The organism is Xanthomonas massiliensis (genome assembly GCF_900018785.1).
Taxonomy (GTDB): domain Bacteria; phylum Pseudomonadota; class Gammaproteobacteria; order Xanthomonadales; family Xanthomonadaceae; genus Xanthomonas_B; species Xanthomonas_B massiliensis.
This window is the reverse complement of the sequence record NZ_FCOY01000006.1, coordinates 928,172-953,963: the sequence shown is the minus strand read 5'-3', so window position 1 is coordinate 953,963 and position 25,792 is coordinate 928,172. Positions and strand designations below refer to the sequence as shown.

22 protein-coding genes and 1 pseudogene are annotated in these 25,792 nt (G+C 73.3%); 4 read left to right on the top strand and 19 right to left on the bottom strand.

Features of this window, described 5'->3' with window-relative positions; all coding sequences use genetic code 11:
• Nucleotide 1: 1 nt before the first annotated feature.
• Nucleotides 2–691, top strand: a complete 690-nt coding sequence (mtnC, locus tag BN3794_RS07300) for an acireductone synthase (RefSeq protein ID WP_066095440.1) — start codon at nt 2–4, stop codon at nt 689–691.
• A gap of 912 nt (nt 692–1,603) precedes the next feature.
• On the opposite strand, the gene hisIE is transcribed toward mtnC, so the two are convergent.
• From hisIE to hisS, 10 genes are all read right to left on the bottom strand, one after another.
• A complete protein-coding gene (hisIE, locus tag BN3794_RS07295; protein WP_066095438.1) occupies nt 1,604–2,236 on the bottom strand; it encodes a bifunctional phosphoribosyl-AMP cyclohydrolase/phosphoribosyl-ATP diphosphatase HisIE in 633 nt (210 codons plus the stop codon).
• On the bottom strand, nt 2,223–3,002 hold the full coding sequence (gene hisF / locus BN3794_RS07290; protein WP_066095435.1) for an imidazole glycerol phosphate synthase subunit HisF: 780 nt from the start codon (nt 3,000–3,002) through the stop codon (nt 2,223–2,225). The genes hisIE and hisF overlap by 14 nt, the downstream gene beginning before the upstream one ends.
• The gene (gene hisA, locus BN3794_RS07285) at nt 2,996–3,733 is read right to left on the bottom strand and encodes a 1-(5-phosphoribosyl)-5-[(5-phosphoribosylamino)methylideneamino]imidazole-4-carboxamide isomerase (RefSeq protein ID WP_066095433.1); all 738 of its coding nucleotides are present in this window, start codon (nt 3,731–3,733) and stop codon (nt 2,996–2,998) included. Before hisA ends, hisF begins: the two co-directional genes overlap by 7 nt.
• The gene (hisH, locus tag BN3794_RS07280) at nt 3,730–4,332 is read right to left on the bottom strand and encodes an imidazole glycerol phosphate synthase subunit HisH (RefSeq protein ID WP_066095430.1); all 603 of its coding nucleotides are present in this window, start codon (nt 4,330–4,332) and stop codon (nt 3,730–3,732) included. Before hisH ends, hisA begins: the two co-directional genes overlap by 4 nt.
• Nucleotides 4,329–5,456, bottom strand: coding sequence for a bifunctional histidinol-phosphatase/imidazoleglycerol-phosphate dehydratase HisB (gene hisB, locus BN3794_RS07275; protein ID WP_066095427.1), 1,128 nt, complete (start codon nt 5,454–5,456; stop codon nt 4,329–4,331). Before hisB ends, hisH begins: the two co-directional genes overlap by 4 nt.
• Nucleotides 5,453–6,562, bottom strand: coding sequence for a histidinol-phosphate transaminase (gene hisC / locus BN3794_RS07270; protein WP_066095424.1), 1,110 nt, complete (start codon nt 6,560–6,562; stop codon nt 5,453–5,455). The genes hisB and hisC overlap by 4 nt, the downstream gene beginning before the upstream one ends.
• Nucleotides 6,559–7,854, bottom strand: coding sequence for a histidinol dehydrogenase (hisD, locus tag BN3794_RS07265; RefSeq protein ID WP_066095418.1), 1,296 nt, complete (start codon nt 7,852–7,854; stop codon nt 6,559–6,561). The genes hisC and hisD overlap by 4 nt, the downstream gene beginning before the upstream one ends.
• The gene (gene hisG, locus BN3794_RS07260; protein ID WP_066095414.1) at nt 7,851–8,765 is read right to left on the bottom strand and encodes an ATP phosphoribosyltransferase; all 915 of its coding nucleotides are present in this window, start codon (nt 8,763–8,765) and stop codon (nt 7,851–7,853) included. The genes hisD and hisG overlap by 4 nt, the downstream gene beginning before the upstream one ends.
• A 10-nt stretch (nt 8,766–8,775) precedes the next feature.
• Nucleotides 8,776–9,099: a YerC/YecD family TrpR-related protein gene (locus tag BN3794_RS07255; protein ID WP_066095410.1), complete on the bottom strand. Its 324-nt coding sequence runs from the start codon at nt 9,097–9,099 to the stop codon at nt 8,776–8,778.
• 647 nt (nt 9,100–9,746) lie between these two features.
• Nucleotides 9,747–11,129, bottom strand: coding sequence for a histidine--tRNA ligase (gene hisS, locus BN3794_RS07250; RefSeq protein ID WP_066095407.1), 1,383 nt, complete (start codon nt 11,127–11,129; stop codon nt 9,747–9,749).
• Between the two features lie 113 nt (nt 11,130–11,242).
• Between hisS and BN3794_RS07245 the strand changes: the two genes are divergently transcribed.
• Both BN3794_RS07245 and BN3794_RS07240 read left to right on the top strand, forming a co-directional pair.
• A complete protein-coding gene (locus BN3794_RS07245) occupies nt 11,243–12,001 on the top strand; it encodes a Crp/Fnr family transcriptional regulator (RefSeq protein ID WP_066095404.1) in 759 nt (252 codons plus the stop codon).
• Between the two features lie 282 nt (nt 12,002–12,283).
• Nucleotides 12,284–13,063 (top strand): 3-hydroxybutyrate dehydrogenase, encoded by a 780-nt coding sequence (locus BN3794_RS07240; protein ID WP_066095401.1) that lies wholly within the window; start codon nt 12,284–12,286, stop codon nt 13,061–13,063.
• A gap of 243 nt (nt 13,064–13,306) precedes the next feature.
• Here BN3794_RS07240 and thrC read toward each other — a convergent pair whose 3' ends face one another.
• From thrC to BN3794_RS16320, 9 genes and pseudogenes are all read right to left on the bottom strand, one after another.
• Nucleotides 13,307–14,596: a threonine synthase gene (gene thrC, locus BN3794_RS07235; RefSeq protein ID WP_066095398.1), complete on the bottom strand. Its 1,290-nt coding sequence runs from the start codon at nt 14,594–14,596 to the stop codon at nt 13,307–13,309.
• 91 nt (nt 14,597–14,687) lie between these two features.
• On the bottom strand, nt 14,688–15,656 hold the full coding sequence (locus tag BN3794_RS07230) for a homoserine kinase (RefSeq protein ID WP_066095395.1): 969 nt from the start codon (nt 15,654–15,656) through the stop codon (nt 14,688–14,690).
• Entirely contained in the window at nt 15,653–18,154 is a 2,502-nt protein-coding gene (gene thrA / locus BN3794_RS07225; protein WP_066095392.1) for a bifunctional aspartate kinase/homoserine dehydrogenase I, read from the bottom strand. Before thrA ends, BN3794_RS07230 begins: the two co-directional genes overlap by 4 nt.
• A 113-nt stretch (nt 18,155–18,267) precedes the next feature.
• Complete coding sequence (locus BN3794_RS16610; RefSeq protein WP_160330902.1) at nt 18,268–18,411, bottom strand: hypothetical protein; 144 nt, start codon at nt 18,409–18,411, stop codon at nt 18,268–18,270.
• A 422-nt stretch (nt 18,412–18,833) separates the two neighbouring features.
• Complete coding sequence (locus BN3794_RS07220; protein ID WP_066095388.1) at nt 18,834–22,091, bottom strand: error-prone DNA polymerase; 3,258 nt, start codon at nt 22,089–22,091, stop codon at nt 18,834–18,836.
• Nucleotides 22,088–23,506 (bottom strand): Y-family DNA polymerase, encoded by a 1,419-nt coding sequence (locus tag BN3794_RS07215; protein WP_066095385.1) that lies wholly within the window; start codon nt 23,504–23,506, stop codon nt 22,088–22,090. The genes BN3794_RS07220 and BN3794_RS07215 overlap by 4 nt, the downstream gene beginning before the upstream one ends.
• A 9-nt stretch (nt 23,507–23,515) precedes the next feature.
• Nucleotides 23,516–24,130 carry a translesion DNA synthesis-associated protein ImuA gene (gene imuA / locus BN3794_RS07210; protein WP_066095383.1) on the bottom strand — a complete coding sequence of 205 codons (615 nt, stop codon included), beginning with the start codon at nt 24,128–24,130 and terminating at the stop codon, nt 23,516–23,518.
• Between the two features lie 157 nt (nt 24,131–24,287).
• Nucleotides 24,288–24,896 carry a transcriptional repressor LexA gene (gene lexA / locus BN3794_RS07205; protein ID WP_066097137.1) on the bottom strand — a complete coding sequence of 203 codons (609 nt, stop codon included), beginning with the start codon at nt 24,894–24,896 and terminating at the stop codon, nt 24,288–24,290.
• Nucleotides 24,897–24,929: 33 nt separating this feature from the next.
• Nucleotides 24,930–25,299: pseudogene (locus BN3794_RS16320) on the bottom strand (hypothetical protein); the annotation flags it as partial.
• A 208-nt stretch (nt 25,300–25,507) separates the two neighbouring features.
• On the opposite strand from BN3794_RS16320, the gene BN3794_RS07200 reads away from it, so the two are divergent.
• The gene (locus BN3794_RS07200; protein WP_066095380.1) at nt 25,508–25,708 is read left to right on the top strand and encodes a hypothetical protein; all 201 of its coding nucleotides are present in this window, start codon (nt 25,508–25,510) and stop codon (nt 25,706–25,708) included.
• Nucleotides 25,709–25,792: the final 84 nt, after the last annotated feature.

Genomic DNA, 25,792 nt, shown 5'->3' with positions numbered 1-25,792 from the left:
GATGACCCGCGCCATCCTCACCGACATCGAGGGCACCACCAGCAGCATCTCCTTCGTCAAGGACGTGCTGTTCCCCTACGCGCGCAGCGCCCTGCCCGGCTTCGTGGCCGCGCACGGCCGGGAACCGCAGGTGCGACACTGGCTCGACGCGGTCGCGGCCGAGACCGGCGCCGGCGACGACGCCGCGATCGTCGCCGTCCTGCAGTCGTGGATCGACGAGGACCGCAAGCACACCGCGCTCAAGGCGCTGCAGGGCATGATCTGGGCCGAGGGCTACCGCCAGGCCGCGTTCACCACCCACATCTACCCGGACGTGCCGCCAGTGCTGCGCCGCTGGCACGACGATGGGCTCGGCCTGTACGTGTACTCCTCCGGCTCGGTGCCGGCGCAGAAGCTGTTCTTCGGCCACAGCGACGCCGGCGACCTGACCGGCCTGTTCTCCGGCTGGTTCGACACCGAGATCGGCGGCAAGCGCGAAAGCGCCAGCTACGCACGGATCGCCGCGCGGATCGGCGTCGCGCCGGCCGAGATCCTGTTCCTGTCCGACGTGGTGGCCGAGCTGGACGCCGCACGCGAGGCCGGGCTGGAGACGGTGCTGCTCGATCGCCGCCAGGACTATGCGCAGGCGCGCACCGGCGAGGCCACCCACGGCCATGCCCGCGTCGAGGACTTCGCCTCGATCGCCGTCTGAGCGTACCCGCAGGAACGGACAGGCAGGGCCGGCACGGCGAGTGCCGGCCCTGCTTCGTTGCAGCCCGGGCAACGGCCTGCCGCCCGCTCCGCTGCGACTCGATGAGAAGGATTCTTGTTCCTTCATCGAATCCGGCCACTGGCTAGACTGCGCGCGCCAGCCAGCCTCCGGCCAGCCAGCCCTGCGATCCCCGCCCGCCAGCCTCGCGCCCGCCAGCCCGGATCCCCACGACGCCTCCCTGCCGGGAGGCGTTCGCGTTTTGGGGACTCTCGGTGGCAGCCGCGGCACTGCGTGCCGCCGTGTCGTTCCTGCCGAGGATGGCCTGGCGGGACACGCCAGGCCATGGATCGCGCAAGCAGGCTCGCCGGGGTCGGGTGCGGAGGACCCCATGGCCTGCGGCGCCGCCACAGGCAAACGGCATGCAGGTTGGGCTTCCGTCCTGTCACGTACGCCGGGGGCACGAGGCGATTCAAGCCCCTCCCCTCGAACCACGACATGCGACCCAGCCGCGGAACCGCCGGCGTACGCCCCCTTCCGTCGGCCGGACGCGGCCGCTTCCATGTCCGGCCGACCGGGAAGAAGGATTCCCGCGGGGCGTGTACACGCCGTTGCGGCAATCCACGTGCGCGCAGCAACGCGAGGGGCAATGCCGCAGGGAAACAGCTCTCGCGTGGGGCATCGCGACCGCGAATCGCGGGAATGGCCGCGACATCGGGTCCGCTGGCATGGCGCTGCACCGCCACGCCCGGCACGCAAGCCGCCGGCCGCAGGAGGGCAACGCATCGTGCCGGCCGGCGCCCGTGCAACATCTTCGTTCCGTGCCCGTGCCCGCGCCCGCGAGAACGCGGGGCATGGTCCTCACGGCCATGGATCGTCCGGGGCCGCCGCGGCGCCCGCCACGAAGGACGGGCGTCAGGCCGCGTTGGCGTGGCGCTGCGCCAGCACGTCCAGCACGTCGGCCACGGACAGTTCGCGCGCGTGCATCAGCACGGTGAGGTGGTAGAGCAGGTCGGCGGCCTCGCCGAGCAGCTCCGGGTCCTCCTGGGCCACCGCCGCCAGCGCGGTCTCCACGCCTTCCTCGCCGACCTTCTGCGCGATGCGGCGCACGCCCTGCTCGAACAGCTGCGTGGTGTAGCTGCCGAAGGGCCGGGTGCGCTCGCGCTCGGCCACCAGGGCATCCAGCTCGCCGAGGAAATCGCCCGGTGCGCCGGGGAAGCAGCTGACCGCGCCGGTGTGGCAGGTCGGCCCCTGCGGATGGGCGGTGACCAGCAGCGTGTCCTGGTCGCAGTCCACGCGCACCGCCACCACCTGCAGGTAGTGGCCGGAACTCTCGCCCTTGGTCCACAGGCGCTGCTTGCTGCGGCTGTAGAAGGTCACCTTGCCGCTGTCGCGGGTGGCCTGCAGGGCCTCGGCATTCATGTAGCCGAGCATCAGCACCCGCAGGGTGGCCGCATCCTGCACCACCACCGGCAGCAGTCCGTCGCCCTTGGCCCAGTCCAGGCGGGAAACGTCGGGCCAGGCTACGGCTCCGTCACGGTCGAACATCGCGTACCTCGATCTGTCGTTCGCGCAGATAGCGCTTGAGTTGCGGAATGGCGATGGCGCCGCTGTGGAACACGCTGGCGGCCAGCGCGCCGTCCACGTCGGCCTGGTCGAACACGTCGGCGAAGTCCTGCATCATGCCGGCGCCGCCGGAGGCGACCAGCGGCACCCGGCACGCCGCGCGCACCTCGCGCAGCTGGGCGATGTCGTAGCCGCGGCGCACGCCGTCGCTGTCCATGCAGTTGAGCACGATCTCGCCGGCGCCCAGCGCCTGCGCCTCGACCACCCAGTCCAGGGTGCGGCGGGCGACGGCCTGGGTCCGCGACGGGTCGCCGGTGAGCCGGCGCACGCGCCACTGACCGTCGGGCTCGCGGATCGAATCCACGCCGACCACCACGCACTGCACGCCGAAGGCCTGGGCGAGCTCGCCGACCAGCTGCGGGCGCGCCAGCGCCGGGGAATTGACGGAGATCTTGTCGGCGCCGGCATTGAGCACGGTGCGCGCGGTGGCCACGTCGGCGATGCCGCCGGCCACGCAGAAGGGAATGTCGATCACCCGCGCCACGCGTTCGACCCAGGCCGGATCGACGGTGCGATCCTCCGGGCTGGCACCGATGTCGTAGAACACCAGTTCGTCGGCGCCCTGGTCGCGGTAGCGCATGGCCAGCTCGACGATGTCGCCCATGTCCACGTGGTCGCGGAAGCGCACGCCCTTGACCACGCGGCCGCCGCGCACGTCCAGGCACGGGATGATGCGCCGGGTCAGCATGCCAGTGCGTCCTCGAGCGCCAGCCGCCCTTCCAGCAGTGCCCGGCCGAGCACCACGCCGCCGCAGCCGGCCGCGCGCGCGGCGCGCACGTCGGCCAGGTCGCGGATGCCGCCGGAGGCCTGCACCTCCACCCCCGGCAGCAGCTTGCGCAGGTGCACGTACAGGTCGATGTTGGGACCGGAAAGCATGCCGTCGCGCTCGATGTCGGTGCACAGCAGGTGCTTCATGCCGGCCTCGGCGTAGCGCCCGGCCAGCGTGTCCAGGTCGGCGGCGGCGTCCTCGGTCCAGCCGTGCACCGGCAGGCGCCAGTGGCCGTTCACCGGATCCAGGCGGGTGTCCAGGGCGATGGTGAGGCGGCCGCTGCCGAACTCGGCCAGCCAGGCCAGCACGGTGGCCGGCTCGCGCACCGCCAGCGAGCCGACCACCACGCGCTCGGCGCCGGCGGCCAGGATCCGCGCCACGTCCTCGCGCGAGCGCACGCCGCCGCCGGTCTGCACCGACAGGTGGGTCTCGCGCGCGATCCGGCCCAGCAGCGGCGCCAGGGTGTAGCCGCCGGCGCGCGCCGCGTCCAGGTCGACCAGGTGCATCCAGCGTGCACCGGCGGCGGCGAAGGCGCGCGCGCGTTCCAGCGGGTCGCTGCCGTAGTGGGTCTCGCGCGCGTAGTCGCCCTGCGCCAGGCGCACCACCCGGCCGTCGCGGATGTCCAGGGCGGGATAGACGGTGAAGCTCATGGCGGGTCCATCTCGATGAAGTTGCGCAGGATGCGCGCGCCGGTCTCGCCGGAGCGCTCCGGGTGGAACTGCGCGCCGCAGTACGGGCCGCGCTGCACCACCGCGGCGAACAGGCCGCCGTGATCGCAGGCGGCCACCGTGTCGGCCGACAGCGGCGCGGCGTAGCCGTGCACGAAATAGGCATAGGGCTTGGCGCCCAGGCCGGCGGTGAGCGGCGATTCGCGCAGCGGCAGCAATTCGTTCCAGCCCATGTGCGGCACGCGGATGCCGAGGCCGGCGTGCAGGTGGCGCACCGTGCCCGGGACCAGGCCCAGGCATTGCACGTTGCCTTCCTCGGAGGCATCGAACAGCAGCTGCATGCCCAGGCAGATGCCGATCACCGGCACCTGCAGCTGGCGCAGCGGTTCCACCAGGCCCTGCGCGTGCAGCCGCGCCATCGCTTCCGGGGCCGCGCCGACGCCGGGCAGGATCACCCGGCCGGCGCCCTGCAGGCCCTGCGCGTCGCGCACCAGCCGCGGCTCGATCCCCAGCCGTTCCAGCGCATAGCGGACCGAGCCCAGGTTGGCCCCGCCGGCATCGATCAGCGCAACATCGGTCATAACGCTCCCTTGGTCGAGGGCAGCGCATTGCCCTGGCGACGGACGGCCTGTCCGAGTGCGCGCGCCAGCGCCTTGAAGCAGGCTTCCACCTGGTGGTGGTCGTTCTCGCCGCGCACGCGCAGGTGCAGGTTGAGCCCGGAAGCATCGCACAACGAGCGGAAGAAATGCGGCACCAGCTCGGTGGGCATGTCGCCGACGCGCTCGCGCCGGAACTGGCCATCGAAGACGAAGTACGGGCGCCCGCTGAAATCCAGCGCGGCGCTGGCCAGGGTCTCGTCCATCGGCAGGGTGAAGCCGACGCAGGGCCCGGCACCGGTCTCGCGCCAGGGTTCGCCGGCCGGGTCGAAGCCGTAGCGGCCGATGCCGCGCTTGTCGCCCAGCGCCTGGCGCAGGGCCTGGCCCAGGGCCAGGCCGGTGTCCTCGATGGTGTGGTGCTCGTCGATGTGCAGGTCGCCGCGGGCCTCGATCGCCAGGGCGATGCCGCCGTGCTTGCCGATCTGCTCGAGCATGTGGTCGAAGAACGGCAGGCCGGTGCGGATGTGCGGCTCGGCGGCGCGGTCCAGGTCCACCTCGACGCGGATCCTGGTTTCCTTGGTGTCGCGCTGGACCACCGCGCGGCGCGGTGCGTCGGCCAGTTCGTGGGCGATGCCGGCCCAGTCCCAGTCGCCGCCGAACTGCGCGGTCCGCAGCTGGAAGCCGCGGATCTTCAGGTTGTCGGCGAACTGGAGATCGGTCGGGCGGTCGCCGACCATGGCCGAGCGTGCCCAGTCGATCGAGCGGTCCTGCAGGTACGGCAGCGCCAGGCCGATGCCGGGCTTGCGGTTGGGGCTGTTGTCGGCCGGGAAGCTGGTGTCGATCAGCACGTCGCGGAACGCGATGCCCTGGCTCTCGAACACCTGCATCATCAAGGCATGCGGGCCGTCGAAACGGGCCTGCGGATAGGCCTCGGTGCCGAGCCCGTCCTGGTTGCTGACGATGACGAACTGCCAGCCGGCATCGCGTAGTTTGAGCAGCGCCGGGATCACCCCGCGCACGAAGCGCAGCTTCTCGTAGGCGTCGATCTGGAAGTCGTCCGGCTCCTCGATCAGGGTGCCGTCGCGATCGACGAACAGGATCGGGGTCATGCCGCCGCCCTCGCCGCCGCCGCCAGCGCCTGCAGCACGCGGTCGTTCTGCCCAGGCGTGCCCAGGCTGATGCGCAGCGCATCGTCCAGCTGCGGCGCGGCGCGCTGGTCGCGCACCACCACGCCCGCGGCCAGCAACGCCTCGAATGCGGCCTGGGCGTCGTCGAAGCGCACCAGCAGGTAGTTGCCCTGCGAGGGATAGACCCGGCGCACGCCCGGCAGGCCGGCCAGGGCCGCCTGCATGCGCCGGCGCTCGGCGACCAGGGCGACCACCCGCGCGCTGGTCTCGACCAGCGCGTCAGCGGACAGGGCCGCCAGTGCCAGTTCCGCGCACGGCGTCGGCACCGGGTACGGCGCCTGGCATGCCCGCAGCACGCGCACCAGTGCCGGCGCGGCGATCAGGCAGCCGATGCGCGCGGCGGCCAGCGCGTGCGCCTTGGACAGGGTACGCAGCACGGCGATGTTGGGATGGGCGGCCATCAGGGTGGATGCCGAAGGCTGGTCGCAGAATTCGCCGTAGGCCTCGTCCACCACCACCAGCGCCTGGCCGCGCAGGGCGTCGGCCACCGCGGCGATCTGCGCCGGGGCCAGCGCGCCGCCGGTCGGGTTGGCCGGCGAGCACAGGAACACCAGCCGCGCGTGGCGCGCGCGTGCGGCGGCCACCACCGCGTCCAGGTCGGGCGCGAAGCCGGCCGGCCCGTCCACCAGCGGCACTTCCACCAGCGGCGCGCCCTGCAGGCGGGCACTGACCGCGTACATGCCGAATACCGGCGGCGTGGTCAGCACCGCGTCGCGCCCCGGCACGCACAGGGCACGCACCAGCAGGTCGATGGCCTCGTCGCTGCCGCGGCCGATCAGCACTTGCTCGGGGCGGCAGCCGTACACCTCGGCCAGCGCCTGGCGCAGGGCCGGCGGCTGCGGGTCCGGATACCGGCGGCTGGCGGCGGCGCCGGCATCGGCCGGGTTGGGCCACGGCGACTCGTTGGCGTTGAGCCAGACCTCGCCCTGAAGCCGGCTGCTGCGCGCGGACACGTAGCCGCCGAAGTCGCGCAGGTCCGGGCGCACCAGCGCCAGCAGCTCCTCGCCCTGCCCGTCCGGACCGCTCATGCCTCTTCCTCCAGGCGCAGCGCCACCGCGTTGGCGTGCGCGTCCAGGCCCTCGGCACGGGCCAGCACCAACGCGCACGGGCCGATGCCGGCGATCCCGGCGCGGCTGGCCGACTGCACGCTGACGTAGTTCTGGAAGCTGCCCACGCTCACCCCGCTGTAGGCGTGGGCGGCGCCGTTGGTCGGCAGCACGTGGTTGGTGCCGCTGCAGTAGTCGCCCAGGGCCTCGGGCGTGTAGTCGCCCAGGAACACCGAGCCGGCGGCCTCGACCCGGTCCAGCCAGGCCCGCGGATCGCGCAGTGCCAGGATCAGGTGCTCCGGGGCATAGCGGTTGCTCAGCGCGAACGCCTCGTCCAGCGCGCCGACCCGGATCAGCCGCGACTGCGCCAGCGCCTGGCGGGCGATGGCCGCGCGCGGCAGGGCCTGCAGCTGCACCTCGATCTGCGCGGCGACCGCATCGATCAGGCCGTCGCTGTCGGAGACCAGCAGCACCTGCGAATCCGGGCCGTGCTCGGCCTGCGACAGCAGGTCGGCGGCGACGAAGGCCGGATGGGCGCCGGCATCGGCGATGACCAGCACCTCCGAGGGCCCCGCCGGCATGTCGATCGCCGCCGCACCGGCCTGCGCGACCTGCTGCTTGGCCTCGGTCACGAAGCTGTTGCCCGGCCCGAACAGCTTGTCGCAGGCAGGCACGCTCGCGCTGCCGTAGGCCATCGCCGCGATCGCCTGGGCGCCGCCGAGCTTGAACACCCGGTGCACGCCGGTCAGGCGCGCGGCCACCAGCACCGCCGGATCGGCCGTGCCGTCCTTGCGCGGCGGCGTGCACAGCACCACCTGCCGGCAGCCGGCCAGGCGCGCCGGCACGCCCAGCATCAGCGCGGTGGACGGCAACGGCGCGCTGCCGGCCGGCACGTACAGGCCGACCCGGGCGATCGGGCGCACCACGCGCTCGCAGACCACGCCGGGCGCGGTCTCCACCGCGTAGCCGCTGGCCATGCCGGCGCGGTGGAAGGCCTCGATGCGGCCGATCGCCTGCTCCATCGCGGCGCGCAACTCGGCCGGCACCGCCGCCTCGGCGGCGGCGAACTCGGCCGCGCCGACTTCCAGATCCTCCGGCTCGACCCCGTCGAAGCGGCGGGTGATCTCGCGCAACGCGGCATCGCCGCCGTCGCGCACCTGGGCGATCAGCCCGGCCACCGCCTGCCGGGTCTGCTCGGCCACCGTCTGCACCGGGCGGGTCAGCGCCCGCGCGCGCCCGGCCTCGTCGAGCCGGTCCCAATCCAATCTGTTCATGCCAGCGAACGCTCCACCGTCAATACCATCAAGCCCTGGGCGCCGGCGCGCTCCAGTTCCTCCAGCCGCTGCCAGGTGATCGTGCCGTGGCACATGGTCTGCAGTTGCAGCGGGCCCTCCTCGGGCGAGGGCAGGCGCACCAGCGGCTCGGCGTCGGGCAGCAACCGCGCCAGCGCGTCCACCGAGTCGTGGGCGGCGCGGAACATCAGCAGCTTGCTGTCGCTCTGCCGCACCACCCCGTCCAGCCGGCGCAGCAGCATCGCCTGCAGGCCCGCGCGCACGTCGTCGGGCTCGCGCATCGGCCCGGCCAGCACCGCCTCGCTCTCCATCACCAGTTCCACCGGCTTGAGCTGGTTGGCCGCCAGGGTCGCGCCGCTGGAGACCAGGTCGCAGATCAGGTCGGCGGTGCCCAGGCGCGGGGCGATCTCCACCGAGCCGGACAGCTCGACCACCTGCGCGTCGATGCCGCGCTCGGCCAGCCAGCCGCCGAGGATGGCCGGGTAGCTGGTGGCGATGCGCAGGCCCTGCAGCTGCTGCGCGCCTTGCCAGTCCCATTCCTCCGGTACCGCCAGCATCAGCCGGCACTGGCCGAAGTTGAGCCCGCGCAGCGCCTGGAACGCCTCGGGCAGGCCATTGCGGATACGCTCGGCGGCCTGCTCCTCCAGCTCGTTGCGGCCGACCACGCCCAGGTCGGCCACGCCGTCGGCGATCAGGCCGGGGATGTCGTCGTCGCGGACCAGCAGCAGGTCCACCGGCAGCGATTCGCCGTAGCAGAACAGCTTGTCGCGGCTCTGCCGCCAGCTCAGGCCACAAGCGGCCAGCAGGCTGCGCGCGGGCTCGGCCAGGCGGCCGGATTTCTGGATGGCGATGCGCAACCGGTCGCGTGCCGGTGCTGCCAGGGAAGCGCTCATTTCGTTCTCTTCAGTGGGATTCGGCGGACGCCGACTGGCGTTGCAGGGCCGCGGCATAGCCGCCGGCGCCGTGCTCCAGGGTGCGGGCGACGCGCCCGATGGTGGTGACGCTGACCGCGGTCAGCTCGTGGATCTCGCGATACGGCACGCCCTTGACCAGCAGCGGCACCACGCGCCAGCGGTCGGCCATGGCCTCCAGCTCGGCCGGGGTGCACAGGTCGCGCAGGAACGCGGCCACGTCCTGGGCCGAATCCAGGCCGGCCAGAGCGTGCACCAGCGCCTGGAACGGCGCGCTGGCACGGGCAAGTTCGGCGGGATCGGGACGGGATTTCATGCGTACCAACGTAATAGCGTGTTATCACGTTAGTACAAAAGACGATCAGGATCAACCGCGACGCATACGTCCGCCGCACTGGTGGGTGCATGGGGAGACGGCCCGGAGAACAAGACGCGGCGGGAAGAAACGGCACGGAACCGCGCCGGAAGGGAAACTGCCTGGATGGCGGGCGCCGGGGGCGGCCATCGCGTCGCCGGGGAAATCCGCCTGGCCATCCCCCGGAACCGGCCCGCGATTCGCAGTGGCGCGCGACCCAACCCACTCGCGCGCCGCGCGCATATCCCGGCGCGTTCTTCCCGCGATTCGCAGGTGCGTTGCGGGATGGAAGCCGCGGGCGACGGGACACCAAATGGCGGCGATGCGGCCCCACGGTTCGCGATCCGCGGCGGCAGGCCTCGCGGCCCGGAGCCGGCACGGGATGGGTCGCGATACGGGTATCGCGGAAGACGCCGGGTTCGCGTATGCCCCCCTGCCGACCGCGGGAACGCCGATCCGGCGAGGCGGGGCCTGGCCGGACGGACCGGCGCCGGCCGCTCCCGGACCGGCGGAAGACGGCGCTACGGCGGGAAGACCGCCGGGTCGCCCGCCACGACCGGCGCGGCGGCCTCGTGGGCACGGGCGGCCAGGGCGACCGCCCGGCCGGCTCACATGACCTTGGCCTGCTCCAGCTCCACGCGCAGGGTCTCGGCCAGCTCGGCGCGGGCGACCTCGAACTGCTGCTCGCGCACCAGGTCCTTGACCGCGACCACGCCGCGCGCCAGCTCGTCCTCGCCGGCCAGCACCACGAAGCGGATGCCCGCCTTGGCCGCGTACTGGAACTGCTTGCCGATCTTCTTCGGCTCCATCTGCACTTCGGTGTTGATGCCGCCGGCACGCAGGCGGCGAGCGATGTCCAGCGCCTCGGGCAGGTTGGCCTCGTCCATCAGCGCCACCATCGCCTGCACGCTGCTCTCGGCGATGCCGGCGATCAGCCCGGCCTCGCGCAGCTGCCAGAACAGCCGGGTCAGGCCGATGGAGATGCCCACGCCCGGCAGGCTGGACTTGGTGTAGTGGCTGGCCAGGTTCTCGTAGCGCCCGCCCGAGCAGATCGAGCCGATCTCCGGGTGCCCGGTCAGCAGCGTCTCGTAGACCGTGCCGGTGTAGTAGTCCAGGCCGCGGGCGATGGAGAAGTTCAGGCAATAGGCGTTCTCCGGCACGCCCAGGGCGCGCACCAGTTCCAGCACCTCGCGCAGTTCCAGCGCGCCCTCGCGCAGGGCCTGGCCGGCGCCGGGCAGGCCGGCCAGCGCGTCCAGCCGCGCCAGCGCGTCGGCATGGCCTTCCGAGCGGGTGGCGACGAATTCCAGGATCCGGTCCACCTGCTCGGCGGCGATGCCGAACTCCGGCCCGGTCAGGACCTCGCGCACGTACGCCGCACCGCGCTTGTCGAGCTTGTCGACCTCGCGCAGCACCGCCATCTGGCGCTCGCCGTCGGCCACGCCCAGGCTCTCGAACACGCCGCGCATGAGCTTGCGGTTGTTGAGCTGCACCGCGAAATCGCCGATGCCCAGCTCGGAGAACACGGCGTGGATCACCGCCAGCACCTCGGCGTCGTAGCGGATGGACAGCGCGTCCTTGCCGATCACGTCGATGTCGCACTGGTAGAACTCGCGGAAGCGCCCGCGCTGGGCGCGCTCGCCGCGGTACACGCGCTGCAGCTGGTAGCGGCGGAACGGGAAACTCAGCTCGTGCTCGTGCTCGGCCACGTAGCGCGCCAGCGGCACGGTCAGGTCGAAGTGCAGCGCCAGCTCGGGCAGCCCCTCCTGGTGCTTTTCCAGCGCGCCGGTGGACTGGACGAAGTACACCTGGCGCTCGGTCTCGCCGCCGGACTTGGTCAACAGCACCTCCGACAGCTCGAACACCGGGGTTTCCACCGGCAGGAACCCGAACCGCTCGTAGTTGCGGCGGATGACGTCCAGCATGCGCTGGAACGCGATCTGCTCGCGCGGCAGCAGTTCCATGATGCCGGGCGGCGTACGGGGCTTGATCACGAGCGGGACTCCTGGGGGAATTGCGGGGGCGGAAACGGACCGCCAATTCTAGCCGCTGGGCGGGCCCGGGGCCGCATGGCTTATCATGGCCGCACCCCGCAGCGGCATATCCCATGAATCGGCCCGCCTACGCTCTGCCCTACAAGGACCCGGCGTCAGCATGTGCACCCGCCGCGACTGGGCTGGACTGCCTGCATTGCGGCATCCGCCACCTGTCCATCTGCGCGGCCCTGGCGCCCGAGGAATCGCAGGCGCTGGAGGCGGTGACCGTGTCGCTGCCGCTGGCCGAGGGCACGGTACTGGCCCGCACCGGCGACACCCGCCGTCACGTCTACACGCTCACCGGCGGCGCCCTGCGCCTGGTGCGCACCCTGGCCGACGGTCGCCGCCAGGTGGCCGGCTTCGTCCTGCCCGGCGACTACGTCGGCCTGACCGAGGCCACCCGCTTCCGCTACGACGTGGAGGCCATCACCGACAGCCGCGTGTGCCGGGTGCAGATCGCCGACATGCAGAAGCTGCGCGCCGAATTCCCGCACCTGGAACGCAAGCTGCTGCAGCGCGCCTGCCTGGAGCTGGACGCCGCCCAGGACGCCGCGCTGGCCCTGGCGCGCATGCAGCCGATCGAGAAGCTGGCCGACTTCCTGCTGACCCTGGCCTCGCGCCTGGGGCGCGAGCAGGGCGGGCACATGCTGGTGGACCTGCCGATGGGCCGTGCCGACATCGCCGACCACCTGGGCCTGACCATGGAAACGGTGAGCCGCACCTTCACCAAGCTGCGCACCCTGGGCCTGATCGCCCTGCCCCACCAGCACGTGGTGGAAATCACCGATTCGGCCGGCCTGCACCGGCTCGCCGCCAACGACGCGGTCTGAGCGACGGCGTCCCGGCATTCGCCGGCGCCCATCGAAGCGGCGCCATCCGTCGCCCGGCCGGCAGGTTCCCGGCCCCTGCGTGCCCGCTTCACCCTCTCGCCCCGCCTCTTGCGGGTGCCGGGCCATTCCGCCCGGACTGCCATGCCGGACGAAGCGGGGCAGCTCCCTTCCGGGACACGCGACCGTGCCCCGGTCCGGGGAGGAACCCCGCCGGCAGGCCGCGCCCGCACCCGGCCTGTCGCGGAGTAGGCTTGCCGCCTTCGCCACGTCCAGGACCGCCCCATGACCCGACCCGTCCCGCAACCGCGCAGCATCCTCGTCACCGGCGCCGGCAGCGGCATCGGCGCCGGCATCGCCCGTGCCCTGGCCGCCGACGGCCACCACCTGATCGTCAGCGACATGGCGCTCGAGGGCGCGCGCGAGGTGGCGGCGGCGATCGCTGCCGCCGGCGGCTCGGCCGAGGCGGTCGCGCTCGACGTCACCTCCGATGCCGGCGTGGCCGCGGCGCTGGCGCGCGTGTCGCGCCCGGTGGAGGCGCTGGTCAACAACGCCGGCCTGCAGCACGTGGCGCCGCTGGAGGAATTCCCGATGGAGAAATGGGACTTGCTCGTGCAGGTGATGCTCACCGGCGTGGCGCGCCTGACCCGCGCGGTGCTGCCGGGCATGCGCGAACGCGGCTACGGGCGCATCGTCAACATCGGCAGCATCCACTCGCTGGTGGCCAGCCCGTACAAGAGCGCCTACGTGGCGGCCAAGCACGGGCTGGTCGGGTTCTCCAAGGCGGTGGCGCTGGAAACCGCCGGCACGGACATCACCATCAACACCCTGTGCCCGAGCTACGTGAAGACGCCGCTGGTGGAGAAGCAGATCGCCGACCAGGCGCATGCGCGCGGCATCCCCGCCGACGCGGTGGTCGCCCAGGTCATGCTCAAGCCGATGCCCAAGGGCGTGTTCATCGAGTACGACGAACTGGCCGGGCTGGCCGGCTACCTGCTCGGCCACGCCGCGCGCAACATCACCGGCCAGGCCATCGCCATCGACGGCGGCTGGACCGCCCAGTAGCCGGACCGGCCGCGCCGTCGCGGCATGGATGGCTAGATTTTGGCCAATCCGGAGGGAGTGCCCGCCACGCAAGGCGCCGCGCGACTTATCCACACGATGGTCAACCGCCCGTCCACATCGTCTGTGGATCAATGCCGCCGCACGAACGGCCAGGCAGCCGGGCCCGCGGCGAACGCCTGCCGCGGGAGCCACGGGCAGGCACTGCACAGGCGCCCGCCCGCGTTGCCGGCGCGGGCAGCCGCCTCAGCCGGCCAGGTAGTCGCGCAGCGCGCCGTACTCGGCCGCCAGCGGCTCGGCATGGGCCGGGCGCGCCAGCAGTTCGGCCAGCGCCGGCGGTACCGCCACCGGACCGCCGACCAGCGGCTCGACGACGCTCTCGAACTTGGCCGGGTGCGCGGTGGCCGCCACCGCCCAGTCGCCGGCCGCGCCTTCGGCGCGCAGCAGCTCGAGCACGTGCACGGCGGTGGCGGTGTGCGGGCAGAAGGTCTCGCCGTAGCGGGCGTGGCGTTCGGCGATGGTGGCGCGGATCGTCGCATCGTCCACTGCGCGCGCGACGAACGCCGCGCGCAGCGCCGCGTCGTCGCCGCGGTACAGCCAGCGCAGCCGCTCGAAATTGCTCGGCGCGCCCACGTCCATCGCATTGGCGATGGTCGCCACGCTGGCCGCGGGCGCGTAGTCGCCGCCGTCGAAATAGTCCGGCAGCACGTGGTTGGCGTTGGTGGCCAGCACGATGCGGCCGATCGGCACGCCGAGCGCGCGGGCGATGATCGCCGCCAGCGCGTTGCCGAGGTTGCCGGTGGGAATGACGAAATCCAGCACCCGCCCGGTGGCGGCGCGATGCGCCAGCGCCGCGTGCGCGTAGTAGCTGGTCTGCGGCAGCAGCCGGCCCAGGCTGATGCTGTTGGCCGAGCTCATCGGCACCCGCGCCTGCAGGTCGGCATCGTTCAGGGCCTGCTTGACCATCGCCTGGCAGTCGTCGAACGAGCCGGCCACGCGCAGCGCGGCGACGTTGCCGCCGAAGCAGCCGAGCTGGTGCGCCTGGCGCGGCGACACCCGCCCGTCCGGGTACAGCACCACCACGCGCAGGCCGGGCTGGCCGTGGAAGGCTGCCGCCACCGCCGCGCCGGTGTCGCCCGAGGTCGCCACCAGGATGGTCAGCGGGGTGTCGTGGCCGCGGCGGATGCGCGCCAGCGCGTTGGCGAGGAAGCGCGCACCGAAGTCCTTGAACGCGGCGGTGGGGCCGTGGAACAGCTCCAGCACGTGGTCGCCGGGCGTGGCCAGCGGCACCAGCGGCGCCGGGAAATCGAACGCGGCGCGGCAGATGCCGGCCAGTTCCGGGGCCAGCGCATCGCCGTCGAAGAACGGCGCCAGCAGGTCGGCGGCGGTATCGGCCAGGGTGGCGCCGGGCACGAGTTCGCGCGCGCCGGGCATCGCCTCGGGCACGTACAGGCCGCCGTCGGGGGCCAGGCCGGCGGCGATGGCCTGGCTCAGGGTCGCGGCCGGCGCATGGTTGCGGGTGGAGATGAAGTTCATGGCGATCGATGCATCCAGGTATGAAGTGGGAGGGGCTCCGCGCGCCACCGGTCCGTCCCGGTGGCGCCGCGGGCCGGGCGGCCGCGCCGCGCTACAGCAGTCGCGCCCCCGGGCTGGCCACCGCCGAGACCCATGCCTGGCTGGCGAAGCCGGCCGCGGCGAACGCCGCGCGCACCGGCGCGGCCGCGGCCTCGGCGGCCTGGCGCGTCTCGAACCAGCCGAACACGCTCGGTCCGGCGCCGGAGATGCTGGCCCCCATCGCGCCGGCCTCGAGCGCGGCCTGCTTGGCCGCGGCGAAACCGCCGATCAGCCCGGCGCGGCGCGGTTCGACCAGCACGTCGCGCAGGCCGGCGCGCACCAGCCCGGCATCGCCGGCGTGGCAGCCGGCCAGCACCAGGGCGAGGTTGGCGCTCTGCGCGACGAACTCGCCCAGCGCGTAGTCGCCGGCCAGCGCCTGGCGTGCCCGGCGCGTTTCCAGCACCGCGTCCGGGTGCACCACCAGGCTGTGCCAGGCGGCGGGCACCGGCACCGGCACCAGCCGTTCCAGCGTGCACAGCACCAGGCCGCCGACCAGCATCGGGCCGAGGTTGTCGCCGTGGCGGCTGCCGCTGGCCACCGCCTCGCCGTCCAGGGCGAAGGCGTACAGCGCCTCGCGCGACAGCGGCTGCTCCAGCAGGCCGTTGGCCGCCACCAGCGCCGCCACCGAGGAGGCCGCCGAGCCGCCCATGCCGGAACTGAGCGGGATGCCCTTGTCGATCTCGATCTCCAGCCCGAACGGCAGCGCCAGGGTCCGGCGCAGGGACATCAGCGCCGCGCCGGCGGTATTGCGCGCCGCGTCCAGCGGCAGCTCGACGGTGGTGCCGCGGATGGCGGCGATGCGCACTTCCGGGGCCTCGATGCGGCGCACCGTGACCGTGTCGCCGACGCCGGCCAGCGGATAGCCCAGCAGGTCGAAGCCGACCGCGACGTTGGCCACCGAGGCCGGGGCGAAGGCCCGCGCCTGGCCGGGCAGGCCCGGCGCCCGCGCCGGCTGGGCGGCGGCTTCCGGTATCGCGCTCACAGGCGTGCCCCCTCGCCGGCGGCGACCCGCAGCAGGTCGGCGAACACGCCGGCGGCGGTGACCTCCGGGCCGGCGCCCGGGCCCTGCACCACCAGCGGGTTCTCGCTGTAGCGACGGGTGGTGAACTGCACCACGTTGTCGGTCAGGCGCAGGTTGGCGAAGGCGTGGTCGGCCGGCAGCTCCACCAGGCCGACGCTGGCGGCGTCGCCGGGACGCAGCTGGGCCACGTAGCGCAGCACGCAGCCGCGCGCGCGCGCGCTGGCCAGGCGCGCGGCGAAGGCGGCATCGACCTCGGGCAGGCGCGCTATGAACGCCTCCACCCCGACCTCGCGCAGCGCGTCCGGCACCAGGCTTTCCACCTGCACGTCCTCCAGGCTGATCTCGCGCCCGGCCTCGCGCGCCAGGATCACCAGCTTGCGCGCCACGTCCATGCCGGACAGGTCGTCGCGCGGATCGGGCTCGGTGTAGCCCATCGCGCGGGCCTGGGCGACCAGCGCCGAGAACGCCAAGCTGCCGTCGTACTTGTTGAACAGCCAGGCCAGGGTGCCGGAGAAGATGCCCTCGATCGAGGTCACCTTGTCGCCGGTGTCCACCAGGTCGCGCAGCGTGGTGATCACCGGCAGGCCGGCGCCGACCGTGGCCTCGTAGCGGAAGCGCGCGCCGCTGGCCGCGGCGGCCTCGCGGATCGCGCGGAAGCGCGGCAGCGGGCCGGAACCGGCCTGCTTGTTCGGCGTGACCACGTGGATGCCGGCGGCCAGCCAGCCGGCGTAGCGGTCGGCCACCTCGGCGCTGCCGCTGCAGTCGATGACCACGGTGTGCGGCAGGTGCGCCGACAGCAGGTGCTCGGTGAAGCGGTCCAGGTCGGCCGGCTCGTGCGCGTCGGCGAAGGCGCCGCGCCAGTCGCCGTGCAGGCCGCGCTCGCTGAGCAGCATGCGCCGCGAGGAGGAGACCGCGCGCAGGCGCAGGTCGACGTTGGCCTTGGTCAGCAGCTTGGCCTGGGCGTCGCGCAGCTGGTCCAGGAAGGCCGCGCCGACGTTGCCCGGGCCGATCACGCCGACCGAGAAGGTCTGCGGCGAGAGCCAGAACCCGGCGTGGGCGGCGCGCAGCGCGCGGGTGGCGTGGTCGCTGTCGATGGCCACCGAGATGTTGCGCTCGGACGAGCCCTGGGCGATGGCCAGGATGTTGACCTGGGCGCGGCCGAGCGCGCCGAACAGGCGCGCGGCCACGCCCGGCTGGCCGGCCATGCCGTCGCCGACCGCGGCCAGCACGCTGATGCCCGGGGTGAGCTGCACGCGCTGCACCTGGCCCAGCGCCAGTTCCGGGGCGAAGGCCTGCAGCAGCGCCTCGCGCGCGCGCGCCGCCTCGGCCTCCTTGACCACGCAGCAGATCGAGTGCTCGGACGAGCCCTGCGAGATCATCACCACCGACACGTGCGCGTTGCGCAGCGCCGAGAACACGCGCTCGGCGGTGCCCGGCACGCCGATCAGGCCGGTGCCCTCCAGGTTCAGCACCGCCAGGCCCGGGCTGAGGGTCAGGCCCTTGATCGGCCCGTGCACGGCGCTGTCGGCGGTGATGCGCGTGCCCGGGTGCTCGGGCTGGAAGGTGTTGCGGATGATGATCGGCAGGCCGCGCGCGATCGCCGGCGACATGGTCTTGGGATGCACCACCTTGGCGCCGAAGTAGGCCAGCTCGCAGGCCTCGTCGTAGCTGAGCGATTCCAGCTGCACGGCCTCGGGCACCACCCGCGGGTCGGCCGAGAGCACGCCGTCCACGTCGGTCCAGATCTGCAGCTCGTCGGCGTCGAACAGCGCGGCGAAGATCGCGCCGGAATAGTCGCTGCCGTTGCGGCCGAGCGTGGTGATGTGGCCGGAACGGTCGCGGGCGACGAAGCCGGTGACCACCACGCGCCGCTGCGGATGCCCGGCACGCCACTGCGCCAGGCGGGCGGCGCTGGCATCCCAGTCCACGTCCACGCCCAGCTCGCCGCGGTCCACCACCAGCACGTCGCGCGCGTCGAGCACCGCGCAATCCTCGCCCAGGGCGAGCAGGTACCGGCCGAGCAGGTAGGCCGAGTACACCTCGCCCAGGCCCTGCACGCGGTCGAGCACCTCGCGCGGCAGCTCGCCGATGACCGACAGCGCGCCGAGGATCTCGGCCAGGTGGTCGAAGCGGCCGTCCAGCCATTCCAGGGTCGCGCCGGCATCCTCGCCCAGCAGCGACACCGCCGCGGCGCGGTGGCGCGCGCGCAGGTCGTGCCACAGCTCGCGCCATTCCGGCCGCGCCTGCGCGGCGACCTCGGCCAGGTGGATCAGCGCGTCGGTCACGCCCTTCATCGCCGAGACCACGGTGACCTGCATCGTCTCCGCGCGCGCCAGCAGCAGGTCGGCGACATGGCGGTAGCGCTCGGCATCGGCCACCGAGGTGCCGCCGAACTTGTGCACGACGGTCGCGGGCGCGGCCTGTGCGGCGGGCTGGGAAAGGGCTTCCGGGGATTGCAACGGTGCTGCTGACGACATGGGGGCAAGACCTCTGGTCGGGAGGCCCCGCTCGTCTCAGGCTGGGGTGTGCCACCGCAACCTGTTCCGGGTGCGGGGCCGTGGTTTTCGGAAAACTACGCGAAGACGACGGGCCGCACCGGGCGAGTGGTGACGGTAATGGTGGTGGTGATGGTGGTCGTGGCGCCGGACATGGCCGCCGTGCGCGTCCCGCGGTGCGGGGCGTCGGTCGGATGGGCGGTGGCGGTCAGGCGCGACATGGCCGCCAACAAGACACCAGCACCCGGGACGCTGTCAAGATGCTGCGCCGCAAAACCCGCGCAGCCCGCACCGCGCAAGGATCGTTGCAGGCAAAACCGTCGCAGGCGGGCACGCGGCCGGGCGTTTTCCCGCACGTCCACGGTGCCTGCCGGTCGCCTCCTGCCCTCGCCTTGCGGGCAGGACGGTGACCCGGCGGCCGGCAAGGCGCGCCGCTGGAAACGCATCGGAACGCGCATCCGATCCGCGGCATGGGCGATGTCCGCGCCGGCCACGACCTCCCCGTGGCCGGCGGTTTCGTGGCCCGGCCGCTCCTGCGGCCTCCCTGCCCTGCGTTTCCGGCAAGGCGCGCCGGGGGCATCCGTACCGGCAGGCGGGAAACGGCCGGCCATGGCAATCGCGCCCTCGGCCGCTGCCGGCCGCGCTAGTGGAAATCCCGCGACTCCACCTGCAGCTCGCCCAGCAATTCGCTCAGGTCGTACAGGTCGCCGGCGATCAGGTGCTCCACCCCGTCCACGCGCTCCCAGCGGCCGCGCACCGCCAGCAGCCGCGACTCCAGCAGCGCGCGCCGGCACCGCAGGGTCAGCTGCGGCCAGACGATCACGTTGATCATGCCGTGCTCGTCCTCCAGGGTGACGAAGACCGTGCCCTTGGCGGTGCCCGGGCGCTGGCGCTGGGTGACCAGCCCGGCGACGTGCACGCCGCAGCCGTGGTGGCGCGTGCGCAGTTCGCGCAGGCCGAGGATGCGACGTTTGCGCATCTGCGGGCGCAGCAGCGCCATCGGGTGCCGCTGCAGGGTCAGCCCGGTGCTGCGGTAGTCGGCGAGGATCTCCTGGCCGACGCGCGGCGCCGGCAGCATCGCCTCGGCCTCGCGCGGGCTGCCCGGCAGCAGCGGCCGGCGCGGCTCGACGCCGGCCACCGCCCAGCGCGCGGCGTTGCGGTTGCCGGCCAGTGCCTGCAGCGCGCCCGCCTCGGCCAGCGCGCTGCGCGCCTTGCCGTCCAGCCCGGCGCGCAGGCACAGGTCGGCCACGCTGGCGAACGGCGCCTGCGCGCGCGCCTGCACCACCGCCGCGGCCGCCGCCTCGGACAGGCCCGCGACCTGGCGCAGGCCCAGGCGGATGGCCGGTTGTTCGCCCGGGTCAGCATCGCTGCGCCACGGCCGCCCGCCGACCAGGGCGTTGTCCCAGTGGCTGTGCATCGCGTCCACCGGCAGCACCTCGACCGCCGCCCGCGCGCCGTTGCCGCGGCGCGCGTCCTGCACGATCTGGCTGGGCGAGTAGAACCCCATCGGCTGCGCGTTGAGCAGGCCGCAGTAGAACGCCGCCGGCTCGTGGCGCTTGAGCCAGCAGCTGGCGTAGACCAGCTTGGCGAAGGAGGCGGCATGGCTCTGCGGGAAACCGTAGGAACCGAAGCCCTTGATCTGCTCGAAGATCTGGTCGATGAAGGCCGAGGCATAGCCCTTGCCCTCCATCAGTTCGCGGATCCGCTTGCGGTGCGGCTCCATGTCGCCGCCGCGTCGCCAGGCCGCCATCGAGCGGCGCATCTCATCGGCCTCGTGGGCCAGGTAACCGGCATGGATCACCAGCTCCATCACCTGCTCCTGGAACAGCGGGATGCCCAGGGTCTTGCCGAGGATCTCCTTCACTCCGTCGGAGGGATAGCTCACCGGCTCCTGGCCCTGCCGCCGGCGCAGGTAGGGATGCACCATGTCGCCCTGGATCGGCCCGGGGCGCACGATCGCCACCTCGATCACCAGGTCGTAGAAGGTCGCCGGCTTGAGCCGCGGCAGCATCGCCATCTGCGCGCGCGATTCGATCTGGAACACGCCCACGGTGTCGGCGCGCTGGATCATCGCGTAGGTCGCCGGGTCCTCGGCCGGGATGCCGGCCAGGTCGAAGTCGCGGCCGCGGTGCGTGCGCACCAGGTCCAGCGCCTTGCGGATGCAGGTCAGCATGCCCAGCGCCAGGCAATCGACCTTGAGCAGGCCCATCGTCTCCAGGTCGTCCTTGTCCCACTGGATGATGGTGCGCTCGGCCATGGCCGCGTTCTCCACCGGCACCACGGTGGACAGCGGCGCGTCGGAGATGACGAAGCCGCCCACGTGCTGGGACAGGTGGCGCGGGTGGTCGACCAGCCGCGCGGTGATCGCCAGCACCCGCGCGATCAGCGGGTTGTCCAGGTCGAAGCCGGCCTCGGCGATGCGCTGCTGCATCGGCGTGTCGCCGTTGCCCCAGCCGTAGCAGTTGGCCAGCAGCGCGATCTGGTCCGGCGGCAGGCCGAAGGCCTTGGCCACGTCGCGCACCGCGCTCTTGCCGCGGTAGCGGATGACCGTGGCCGCCAGCGCGGCGCGGCCGCGGCCGTACTTGGCGTAGACGTACTGCAGCACTTCCTCGCGCCGCTCGTGCTCGAAATCGACGTCGATGTCCGGCGGCTCGTCGCGCGCCTTGGACAGGAAGCGCGCGATCAGCAGCCGGTTCTCGCCTGGGTCCACCGCGGTGATGCCCAGCGCGTAGCACACCGCCGAGTTGGCCGAGGAGCCGCGCCCCTGGCAGAGGATGCCGCGCGAGCGGGCGAACGCCACCACGTCGTGCACGGTGAGGAAGAAGGTCTCGTACTTCAGCTCGGCGATCAGCGCCAGCTCGTGCTCGATGTCGGCGCGCACCTTCGGCGGCGGCGCGCCGGGCCAGCGGCGGGCGATGCCCGCCTCGACCAGCGCGCGCAGCCAGCTGGTCGGGGTGTGGCCGTCGGGCACCAGCTCCACCGGGTAGGCGTAGTGCAGGTCGCGCTTGAGGTCGAAGTGGCAGCGCCGCGCCAGCTCCACCGCGGCCTGCAGCAGCGGCGCCGGGTAGATGTTGCCCAGCGCGCGACGCATGCGCAGGTGGCGCTCGCCGTTGCGGAACAGCTGCGCGCCGGCCTCGGCCAGCGGCACGCCGTGGCGGATGGCGGCGAGCGTGTCCTGCACGATGCGCTCGCGGCGCGTGGCCATGTGCACGTCGCCGCTGGCCAGCGGCGCCAGTTGCAGCCGGCCGGCCAGCGCCAGCAGCGCCGACAGGCGCGCGGCATCGTCGCATTCGCGGTGCAGCTCCACCGCCAGGAAGGCGCGCTCGCCGAACAGGTCCTTCAGCCAGCGGCCCTCGCCTTCGTCCGGCTCGACCGCCGGCAGCCACAGCGCGAACAGGCCGGCGGCCTGCCCGCGCAACTGCGCCTCCAGGTCGGCGCGGCGCAGCCGGTAGCGGCCCTTGGCCGCGGCGCGGCGGGCGGTGGTGATCAGCGCGCACAGCCGGCCGTAGCCGGCGGCGTCCTCGACCAGCAGCACCAGCCGCGGGCCGTCGGCCAGGGCGAACTCGCTGCCGACGACCAGCTTCAGCCCGGTCGCCTGCGCCGCCTCCCAGGCGCGCACGATGCCGGCCAGCGAGCATTCGTCGGTGATCGCCAGCGCCTCGTAGCCGCAATCGCGGGCGCGCGCGAACAGCGCCTCGGCGCTGGAGGCGCCACGCAGGAACGAGAAGTCGGACAGGCAGTGCAGCTCGGCGTAGGCCGGCCATCCGTCGCCGGCGGCGGCCTCGTGGACGACCGCGTCGTTGGCGGCGGCCTGCAGCCGCGCCCTGACACCCCAGGAGCGCGGCGCACGGCCGCCGGGGGCATCGTGGTCCACGCCGTCGGGCGCATCGTCCCAGCTCATGCGAACCACCCGTGCAGCATCCAGCCCTCGCGCTCGCCCGGCGGCACGAACGCCCAGGCGCGCTGGCCGTGCGCGGTCTCCACCACGTAGTAGTCGCGGCGCGCCTCCTCGCCGTCCCACCAGCCGCTCTCCAGCCGCTCCGGGCCGGAGACGATGCGCAGCCGGCGATCGCGCAGCGGCACCGGCTGCGGCAGCAGCCAGGCCGGGCGCGGCGGCCGCGGCGGGGACTGCGCCGGGTCCAGCGCGTCGCCGACGCTGCGGCGCCAGGCGCGTTCCGGGCGCGGGTCGGCGGCCGGCTGCACCCGGTACACCGCCTCGTCGCCCAGCCGCGCGCGCAGCCGCTCGCGCAGCTGCGGCCAGTCCAGCGCCTGCTGCGGGCGCGCATCGAACAGGTCGCGGCTGGCCGGCACGAACGGCGGCAGTTGCCGCGCCAGCAGCCGCAGCCCGGTCACCGCGCGCGGGATCTGCGCCCGCTCCAGGCGGTTGCGCGCCAGTTCGAACAGCATCGCCGGCGAACGCTCGGCCGCCAGCAGCCCGACCTCGATGTCGGTATGGCCCTGCTCGTGCTCCAGCCGCAGCAGGAAGCGCTGCACGCCGCCGTCGCGGATCGACAGGCAGGTGCACAGGTCGCCGATCAGCCGCCGCAGCGGGAACAGCAGCGCGGTGTGCGTCTCCACCTCGTAGTCCATCTCCAGCCGCGCATCGAAGCGGTCCGGCGGCGCATAGCACGGCAGCGGGTCGTCGGCCTCGCCGTAGAGCCGGCGCAGGTGCTCGGCCAGGCCGGCGCCGAAGCGGCGGCGCACGCCGTCGCCAGGCAGCGCGCGCAATGCGCCCAGGGTGGCGATGCCCATCCGCTGCAGGCGCTCGCCGGCATCGTCGGGCAGCGCGGCGCGGCGCACCGGCACCGCGTCCAGCAGCGCGCGCAGCGCCGCCGGCTGGGTCACCGCCAGCCCGTCCTTCAGCCCGGCGAGCACGCGCGCGGCGCGCGGCGTCGGCGCCAACGCGAGGCGATGGCCGAACCCCAGCAGTGCCAGTTCCTCGCGCAGGCGCCGCTCGAAGCGCGGCCACGGCCCGAACAGGCGGAAGCTGGCCTGCACCTCCAGCACGATGGCGCGCGGCCACTGCGCGCTGACCAGCGAACTGTGGCGGTAGGCCCAGGCCGCCAGGAAGCGCTGCCAGTGCGCCTCGGCCTGCGGCTGGTGCTCGACGGTGCGCAGGCCGGCCAGCAGCGCGTGCGCGGCCGACAGCCGCATGCCCGGCCGCAGTCCCGCCTGCGCCGCCGCGTCATTGACCGCATGCAGGCGGCGCAGCTGCGCCGGCCCTTCCACCAGCGCCAGCGGCGCGGACGGATCGGGCAGGCGGCGCAGGACCGCGTCCAGCGCCAGCTGCGGCAGCACGATGCAGGCCCAGAGCATCGCCGCGCCTCACCGCGCCAGCCGCAGCGGCCGCGACGGCAGCTGCCCGCCGCGGCACTTGTGCACCCGCCACGCCTCCTGCTCGGCCAGGTATTCCAGCCGCAGCGCGGCCGGCGAGGCGTTGACCGCGTGGCGGCGGTCGCGCAGGGCGAAGCCGCAGCAGTCGCCGCTGTCGGCCGCCACCTGCAGCCGGCGCAGCACGCGCGCATCGGCAGTCTGCGGCCAGCCGAGCACGGCGGCGCAGCAACCGCTGCGCAGGCACTGCTCGAACGCCCACAGCGCATCGCGCGGCTCGGCCTGGATCACCTCCATCGACGCCAGCTCCACCCCACCGGCCTGCCAGGCCGGCGCATACGGGATGTACGGCGGCGCCACCAGCACCACGCGGCCGCCGCCGGCGGTCATCCGCGCCAGCGCGGGCAGCAGCAGGGCGATCTCGCCGACGCCGTCGGCCGGCAACAGCAGCTCGGTCAGCGCCTTGCGCGGCCAGCCGCCGTCCGGCAGCACCGCATCGAGCGCGGCATGGCCGGTCGGTTCGCCGCTGTCGGCATGCACGCCGCCGCGGCCGGCGCGCCAGACCGTGCGCGCCGCCAGCAGCTCATCCAGGGCCGGTATCGCGCCCATGCTCACGGCCGATCCCGCGCGCCGCCATCGACCTGCGGCGCAAGGCGCCGGCCGCCGCCGCGACCGGCCGTCCTGGCACGGCCGGCAACGCGGCGATGCGGGTCGGGGGCAAGTGCAGTGCCGACACGCGGGCGCGATGGCGGGACTCCGGCCATCGTCAGCCCTGGCGGATCAGGCCGCAGTAGAGCCCTTCGATGGCGAAGTCGGCATCGGCCGGCACCACGATCGGCGCATGCGCCGGGTTGCGCGGCAGCAGGCGGATGCCGTCGCGGCCGCGCTCGAGCCGCTTGATGGTGATCTCCTCGTCCAGCCGCGCCACCACGATCTGGCCGTCGCGGGCATCGGCGCTGCGGTGCACGCCGACCAGGTCGCCATCGAGGATGCCGTCGTCGACCATCGAATCGCCCTGCACCTGCAGCAGGTAGTCCGGGCGCAGCGAGAACAGGCCGCGGTCCAGCCACAGCTGGCGGTCCAGGCCGATGTCGGCGCCGACCGGGCGGCCGGCGGCCACCCGCCCCAGCACCGGCAGCATCACCGCCCTGCCCCGGCCGCGCGCCCGCTCCGGCAGGCGGATGCCGCGCTTGCGCCCGGCCTGCAGCTCGACCAGCCCGGCCTCGGCCAGCGCCTGCAGGTGCTTCTGCGCGGCGTTGCGCGAGGCGAAGCCGAACTCGGCGGCGATCTCGGCCAGGCTGGGGGCGGCACCGTCGGCGATGCGTTCGCGCAGGAAGGCGAGGATGGCGGCGCGGCGGGGAGAGAGCGGATTCATGGTGTACATTTGTACACCAGAACCAGCCCCGCGTTACAGAGCCGGTGCGCGCCGGATCCGGCCGCACGGACAGGTTGGCCGGGGAGCCACCCCCGAAACCACGGCCGGTCGTGAAGGGGTGGACAACTTCAAATCTTGCCTGGCAATCCTGCGCCGCATCCTCGGATTGCGGAACCGCTCGATGTATTCGAACACATCGGGCCTTGCCGTATCGAGTGTCGGGTATTTCGTGCGGTAGACGCGTTCGCGCCTGAGCCGTCCGGAGAAGCACGCGCAGGCTGCGTTGCCGACGCAATGATCGACTGCATTCATTGAACAGACCAACCCTTGAGATGGTTCTGGTAGTCACGACTCCGCAACTGGCTGCCGGATCGGAGTGCAGGATGCTGCCTGCCGGCCGCCACCGGATGCGCCGGCTGCACCTCATTCTCGCCTATCGATTCCCAAACGATTATGGGAAAGCCACTGCCTGAAATCTCCTATCCCGGTATCCACTAAAACTTGGCCACGACAGACCTGCTCGAGGAGACCCATGTCGGCCTGAACGTACTGGAGCGCGCCTCGGCCCGCCGCCTGTCAACGCCAAGGCGATCGACCGGGTGCTGCCGCGGATGGCCGCGTACTGGCGCGCGCAGGCGCAGCGCACCAGCCACCTGCCGGCGCCCGATGCGCTGCGCCAGGGTCTGGATGCCTCGCCTTCGCGGGTGCGCTCGCGACCGCCCGGCCAGGGCCGCGACGCAGGTCTGGTGGCGCTGCGCCAGGCATTCGCATTGCAGACACAGGGAGAGGCCGGCCTGTCCACCTCCGACTGAGCGGCGATACCCGTCCGCTTCCCGTTAAGGACCAAGTCCGATGGCCGGGGCCGGACAACAGTCGGCCGATGCGGCAAAATGGCG